Genomic DNA, 6303 nt, shown 5'->3' with positions numbered 1-6303 from the left:
CTATTTCAGAAAGCTGAGGAGCTAAGAAAAAAGAACCGTAAAGCATATACGGTTCCAGGAATGATATCGGAGCTTGAAAACATAGAATGTACAAGAAATAGTGTAGGAAAATATAGAAGAAAATATGCACTGACTGCAAAACAAAAAATGATATTAAAACAATTTGATATGGATGAAAAATATATTGACAGAAGCATTGGTGAATTCAGCTACTAATGCTTCTTTTATTTTTAGTTATACAAATTCTGCAAAGTTAAGGAATTCTGCAAAGTTAAGGTTTTCTTGTACAAAGTTGTAATGGATGATATAATTTACTAAGTTACAACTAAGTAAGTTATAACTTAGAAAATGGAGATTTTATACATGTTTGTTGGTAGAGAAAGCGAATTAACAAAATTAGAAAGAATGTATTCAACGAATGAATTTCAGTTTGCGGTAATCTATGGGCGTCGAAGAGTTGGAAAAACAACTTTGATTCGTGAATTTTTGAAAAATAAAGAAAGTTTATTGTACGTTTCTTTGGAAGGGACACAAAAAGAAAATTTAATTGGATTGTCGCGAGTGGTTTCGAAGAATAATTCAATCGTATATGATTCATTTGAAAGCTTATTTAATGCGATTGATAAAATGTTAGAAACAAATCAAAAAATAGTTCTTGCGATTGATGAATATCCATATTTAGCCGAAAGTTATCCGCCTATTTCTTCTGTTATTCAAAAGCATATTGATTTATGCTGGAAAGATAAAAATATGTTTTTAATTCTGTGTGGTTCAAGTATGAGTTTTATGGAAAATCAGGTGTTGGGATATAAAAGCCCACTATATGGTCGAAGAAGTGCACAATTTAAAATTAACCCTTTCACATATTTAGAAACGCAAAAAATGCTTGTGAATTACGATAAAGAAAGTCAGGCAATCGCATATGGCATAACAGGAGGAATTCCTGAATATCTTTCAAAAATAGATACTAACAAATCTTTAGATGAGAATATATTAGTTTTATTTTTTGATGAAAATGGAACTTTTTTTGAAGAAGCAACTAATCTTTTAAAACAAGAAATGCGAAATCCCGCAAGCTATAATAGTATACTTGGCGCAATTGCTTCGGGGGCTAGTCGTTTAAATGAAATCGCAAATAAAGTGGGTCTAGATACGTCTGCCTGCAGTAGTTTATTGAAATCTTTGATTGAATTAAACATAGTCGAAAAAATATATCCTGTTACTGAAAAAGAATCAAGTCGAAAAACAATATATGAAATAAAAGATACAATGTTTTTGTTTTGGTACAAATTTGTAAGACCAAATTATTCAAATATACAAATGGGTTTGGGCCATATTATATATGGTCAATACGTTAAACCAAAAATATCGGATTATATGGGGTATGTTTTTGAAAAAATGTGTACAGAATATATATATCAAGAACAAGTTTTTCTGACATTACCGTTTATTCCGGAAAAGATTGGCAAGTGGTGGGGGAATGACCCATTAAAAAAAGAAGAAGCAGAAATTGATATAGTAGCCATAAATTCAGATTCGTGCTTATTGTGTGAATGTAAGTGGAGAAATAAAGAATTAGATAGTCGAGTTTTAACTGTTTTAAATAGTCGAAAAGATATTTTTAAATATAAAAATAAGAGTTTAATGGCATTTTCTAAATCTGGCTTTACAGAAGATGCGATTGAATACGCAAAAAATAATGATATTCGATTAGTTTCGTTTGAAATAATGTAGATGTGCTACAATAGTTGTATTATTGGAGGTTATTTATTGTGAAGCGTAATGAACAAAAGGTAGAAAATACTTGGAAAACAGAAGATATATTTAAAGATGAAGCTGCATTTCTAGCTTGTTTAGATACTTGTAAAGAATTAGGGAATGAGCTTTGTGCATACGATGGAAAATTAAAGGATGCATCCAATTTATTATCATTTTTAAAGGGATATGAAAAATTAACATGTCTATTAGATGATTGTTTAGGCTATTCTTCTTTGTTGTCCGATCAAGATACGGCGGATGCCCATCATCAAGAATTAAAAGGAAAAGCCAATGCGTTAGCGGTTGAAATTTTTACGAAGCTATCTTTTAGTGATGTACAAATCATGAAGATTGAAAACTTAGAGTCTTTTTATGCATCTGAACCTATCTTAGAAAGATATCGTGTATATCTAGAAGAAGTATGTCGTTTAAAAGAACACGTATTGTCTCAAACAGAAGAAAAATTAATGGCATCCACTTCATTAATGCAAGATACGCCTTATTCGATTTTTGGAATGTTGAACAATGCGGATTTAAAATTTGAAGATGCGATCGATTCAAAAGGAAATAAGCACACTTTAACTACAGGTACATTCATTCATATGTTAGAGCAGGAAGATGAAGTGTTAAGAGAGAGTGCGTATCGTAATTTTTATGCTGGGTATGGTTCTATGATCCATACTTTAGCCGCTTGTTTAAATGGACAGACAAATCAATTGAAGTTTAATAGTACCGCACGCAAATATGCATCGAGTTTAGAATGTGCAGTCGATGCGAATAATGTTTCACCAAGAGTGTATGAACAATTGATTGAAACGGTACATAAAAACATTCATGTTTTACATAAATATATGCGAGTACGTAAAGAAGTTATGAAGAAAGATAAACTTCACATGTATGATCTATATGTACCTATGGTCAATGAATGTAATGTTCCTGTTTCTTTTGAACAAGCTAAAGAAGATGTTTTACATTCCATTCAATTGTATGGAACTGAATATGCCAAGGTGTATGAAAGAGGATTGAATTCTCGTTGGATCGATGTATATGAAAATGAAGGAAAGCGTTCAGGTGCATATTCTAGTGGACAAAGAGTACACCCATTTGTGTTGATGAACTTTGCGAATTCTTTAGATACAGAATTTACTTTAGCTCATGAAATGGGGCATGCGATGCATTCTTATATGTCTACAAAATATCAAGCTCCATTAGATCGTCACTATAAAATATTTGTGGCTGAAGTTGCCAGTACTTGTAATGAAGCTTTATTGATGGATTATTTGCGCAAACAAAATTCAGATCCAAAATTCCAGGCTTATTTGATTAATCACTTTATGGAACAATTTAGAACTACATTGTTTAGACAGTGTATGTTTGCGGAATTTGAAAAAATCATCAATGAAAAGACCGCAAATAATGAAGTTTTGACAAGTGATGCATTGAATCAGATCTATGCGGATTTAAATAAATTCTATTATGGTGAAGATGTGATTGTAGATGATGAAATCAGTATGGAATGGGCTCGTATTCCACATTTCTATATGAACTTCTATGTATACCAATATGCGACAGGATTTAGTGCAGCTATGGCTCTATCACAAAAATTGCTTCATGGAACACAAGCTGATATTGAAGCATACTTATCTTTCTTAAAAGGAGGATGTACAAAGTCTCCAGTCGAATTATTGCGCATGGCTGGTGTTGATATGGCAAGTCCAAAACCAGTGGAAGATGCGATTGAATTGTTTGATTCTTTAATTGATGAATTCGAGAGTATTATGAAGTAGAAAGTCGTTTGACTTTCTATTTTTTAGTCAGATAAATATTAGTAACAAATAAATGACTAAAAATGGAGGGCTTATGTTTGTAGGCAGAGAAAATGAGCTTAAGATTTTAAATCGCGTATTTTCATCAAACCGGCAAGAATCTGTATTGATATATGGGCGAAGAAGAATTGGAAAAACAGAATTGATCAAGGAAGCCATCGAAGATTTTGAAGGGGAGTATATTCAAGAATGCAAGTATAAAAATTATAAAGTAACACAGACTGTTGTAGATCAAGAGATTGAACAAGTAAAAAATGTAAATATGTCATGTTATAAATATGGCTTTTTTTCGAAATCTGGTTTTGATTTAACGAATGATTCAAATTTAATTTCTTATACGTTGGATGATTTATATCATTCATTTTCAGAAAATATATGAAAATTATGGTATGATATTCACGAGGTGAATTAATGAATAAGTTAGAACAAGCACGCGCACAAATAGATGCGATTGATCGTGAAATGGCTAAGCTGTATGAAGCCAGGTTGGATGCTGTCAAAGATGTGATTGCGTATAAAATAGAAAATGATTTACCAATTCTAGATTCGGGTAGAGAGCAGGTTGTAATGGAAAAAAATTTGCAGTTTATTCAAAATCCGGATTATAAAGAATATTATGCGTCTTTCATAAAGTTTATTATGAAAGAATCGAAGGCCTACCAAAGAACGTTACAGTCGCATGATAAAGTCGGATATTGTGGGGTTGAAGGTGCCTTTGGACATATGGTGAGTGAAAAATTGTTTCCTTCCAATCCAAAAGTGGGTGTTTCTAGTTTTGAGGAAGTCTTTCAAATGGTTGTTCATTCAGACGTACAATATGGTGTGATTCCTTTTGAGAATACAAACTCTGGTTTAGTTGGAGAAGTCTTAGATTTATTAATGGAATATCCAGTGTATATTCAGTCAATTTATGATCAAAAGATTGAACAATGTTTACTTGGAGTTCCTGGCAGTACATTGAAAGATGTGGAGTGGGTCTATTCAAAGGATCAAGCACTTTCACAATCTAAAGAATTTTTAAAGGAATTAAATGTACAAACGGTAGCCTATCCAAATACGGCAATGGCAGCTCAATATATTTCAGCACAGAAGGATGTGCATAAAGCAGCTATTGGTGCTAAGGAAAATGCAGAATTATATGGCTTAAAGGTGTTGGCTACAAACATTCAAGAAAATGCGACTAACACAACGCGATTCTTAGTAATTGGATTAAAGCCACAAATGCAGGGCAATCGCTTTAGTATGGTTTTATCGGTTAAACATGAAAGTGGTGCATTGGCTAAAATCATTGATTGTATTGCCAAGAATGGATTGAATATGGAAAGTATTCAGTCTAGACCGATGAAAAATAAGCCTTTTGAGTATTTCTTCTTTGTTGAAATTGAAGGGGATATGTCAAAGGCAAATGATTGTATTGAACAGATTCAATCTGTATGTGAAAGTGTAAAAGTATTGGGAGCATATACTTTAAAGGAGGAAAAATAAGCATGAATTTTGTGAAGGAAAGTGTCAATCAAACACCAATTGTCGATACTGTATTCTCAATTGTTGCCAAGGCAAAAGAGGCTAAAGCTAAGGTGGGAAGTGAAAATGTTGTAGATGCGACAATCGGTTCTTTATATGATGAAGAAGGTACTTTGGTTGCCTTGGATAGTGTATATAGTTCATTAAAGAATTTAGATAATAAAGTATTGGCAGCGTACGCGGCTAGTTTTAGAGGAAATCCTGATTTTAGACAAAAAGTATACGACTGGGTATTAAATGGAAATTCACACCTAGAACATGAAGTGATTGCGACTCCTGGAGGAACGGGTGCTGTTGGTATGACTTTACAAGAGTGTTTAGATGAAGGGCAAACCGTAATCTTGCCAGAAATCGCATGGGGTTCTTATGCATTAATGGCGCAGATGCACAATTTGAATGTGGAAAAGTATAGCTTGTTTGAAGAAGATCACTTTAATTTAAATTCTTTTAAAACGGCTTGTAAGAAAGTAATGGAAAAACAAAATCGCTTAGTGATGGTAATCAACGATCCTTGTCACAATCCAACAGGATATTCTTTAAGTGAAGAAGAATGGAAAGAAGTGATCTCTTTCTTGAATGAATGTTCAAAAACACATGCTGTTGTATTGTTGAATGATATTGCGTATATTGATTTTTCTTCTAGACAAGAAAAGGCGAAAGAATACTTTGTGCAGTTTGATCAAATTGAGAAAAACTTTGTCGTGATTGTCGCATTTAGCTTATCTAAATCAATGACAAGCTATGGACTTCGTTGTGGAGCTGCCATTGTGTTAGGACAAGAAAAAGAAGCGGTAAATCAAGTGAAGATCGTGTTTGAAAAGGATGCGCGTGCAACTTGGTCAAATATCAATAATGGAGCTATGGCTACATTTGTGGATGTATTAGATAATCATAAAGATGCGTATGACCAAGAAAGATTGCACTATGTAAATTTATTAAAAGAACGTGGAGATATTTTTGTCAAAGAGGCTAACGAAGTGGGATTAAAGCATTATCCATATAAGGAAGGATTCTTTGTAACTTTATCTATGGATAATGAAACGCGTGACAAATTCCATGAGGCATTAATGGAAAATAATATTTTTACAGTCAAAGTAAATTTGGGTATTCGTGTTGCGATTTGTTCTTTATCTGTTGAAAAGACAAAGGGATTGGCAAAAAAGATGAAAGATATTTTGGATACAGTAGCTTAATA

The 6303-nt window shown here is 32.8% G+C and carries 6 protein-coding genes; all 6 read left to right on the top strand.

Going from position 1 to position 6303, the window contains the following annotated elements:
• On the top strand, nt 1-216 hold a 216-nt coding region (locus tag EUBIFOR_RS12960), incomplete at its 5' end, for a hypothetical protein (protein WP_003865320.1).
• Nucleotides 217-363: 147 nt separating this feature from the next.
• On the top strand, nt 364-1734 hold the full coding sequence (locus tag EUBIFOR_RS07135) for an ATP-binding protein (protein WP_040466317.1): 1371 nt from the start codon (nt 364-366) through the stop codon (nt 1732-1734).
• Nucleotides 1735-1772: 38 nt separating this feature from the next.
• Entirely contained in the window at nt 1773-3545 is a 1773-nt protein-coding gene (gene pepF / locus EUBIFOR_RS07130; protein WP_003865318.1) for an oligoendopeptidase F, read from the top strand.
• Between the two features lie 73 nt (nt 3546-3618).
• Nucleotides 3619-3963 (top strand): ATP-binding protein, encoded by a 345-nt coding sequence (locus EUBIFOR_RS07125; RefSeq protein ID WP_040466316.1) that lies wholly within the window; start codon nt 3619-3621, stop codon nt 3961-3963.
• A gap of 32 nt (nt 3964-3995) precedes the next feature.
• Nucleotides 3996-5069 carry a chorismate mutase gene (locus EUBIFOR_RS07120; RefSeq protein WP_003865316.1) on the top strand — a complete coding sequence of 358 codons (1074 nt, stop codon included), beginning with the start codon at nt 3996-3998 and terminating at the stop codon, nt 5067-5069.
• Nucleotides 5070-5071: 2 nt separating this feature from the next.
• Nucleotides 5072-6301, top strand: coding sequence for a pyridoxal phosphate-dependent aminotransferase (locus tag EUBIFOR_RS07115; RefSeq protein WP_003865315.1), 1230 nt, complete (start codon nt 5072-5074; stop codon nt 6299-6301).
• Nucleotides 6302-6303 lie beyond the last annotated feature (2 nt).

It is taken from the genome of Holdemanella biformis DSM 3989, assembly GCF_000156655.1.
In the GTDB taxonomy this organism is placed as follows: Bacteria; Bacillota_I; Bacilli_A; order Erysipelotrichales; family Erysipelotrichaceae; genus Holdemanella; species Holdemanella biformis.
This window is presented reverse-complemented; position numbering and strand designations above follow the sequence as displayed.

Coding starts and splice junctions, on each gene's coding strand:
- EUBIFOR_RS07115 (WP_003865315.1), top strand. CDS start 5,072: ATGAATTTTGTGAAGGAAAGTGTCAATCAAACACCAATTGTCGATACT.
- EUBIFOR_RS07135 (WP_040466317.1), top strand. CDS start 364: ATGTTTGTTGGTAGAGAAAGCGAATTAACAAAATTAGAAAGAATGTAT.
- EUBIFOR_RS07120 (WP_003865316.1), top strand. CDS start 3,996: ATGAATAAGTTAGAACAAGCACGCGCACAAATAGATGCGATTGATCGT.
- EUBIFOR_RS07125 (WP_040466316.1), top strand. CDS start 3,619: ATGTTTGTAGGCAGAGAAAATGAGCTTAAGATTTTAAATCGCGTATTT.